The sequence below is a fragment of the Paenisporosarcina sp. P4_D4 genome, assembly GCF_056401835.1.
Genome location: NZ_JBFUIO010000393.1, coordinates 1 through 723, shown reverse-complemented (window position 1 = coordinate 723; position 723 = coordinate 1). Strand labels below are relative to the sequence as shown.

General features: G+C 27.5%; 1 protein-coding gene. It reads left to right on the top strand.

Annotated features, from left to right (window positions below; all coding sequences use genetic code 11):
• Positions 1–283: 283 nt before the first annotated feature.
• Positions 284–723: hypothetical protein (locus tag AC1DSL_RS19070; RefSeq protein WP_477533454.1), on the top strand; the 440-nt coding region annotated here is incomplete at its 3' end.

Genomic DNA, 723 nt, shown 5'->3' with positions numbered 1-723 from the left:
AAGTTGTTCCATTTATTCGAGATGAACGATGAATTAAAGAAAGACTTACAGGAGTTTAATGAAAATAGAGGGGTAAAACACACCTCAAATAAATCTAAATGAGGGGTAAACTACACCTCAAATTTCCTAATAGTAAGAAAAACGAGGGGTAATTTGCACCTCTTTTGTTATAGTTTACATTATATAAATTAAAAATATAAATTATAAACATAAAGCTTGAATTAAAAAAGCAAATATTAATCAGAACAATAAATTCATTTACTTAAAAAAGGAGAATATTATTTTGACAACTAAAGAAACAGTAATACCATTTATTCTATTTCCTAATTATCTAATTGAGGAAGATATGGAAACGCAGCTAACAGCAGATGAACTTTACCTTTATGCTTTATTGTATATGGAGAAAAGTATTACAAATGAAGTTAAAACAACAGTATCATTATTATCTGATATGGCTATGATTAAGTTTTACAGTAAGAAGGATAAGAATATTAAGGCAATATCTGATAGCTTGTTCTCATTGAAGACTAAAGGGATAATTCAAATTGTAAATTTTGATGGTGAAGAGCTAATTCTCTTTAAGTCCAATGAAAGTATCAGGATTTCATTTGTTAATTATGACTACAAGGGGTATACAACAGTTAAGCATTCAACTGTAAATAAATTTGACAATACTTTAGATTTTCTCATTTTTATTAATGTAGCTAAGTGGCATCACAAAGG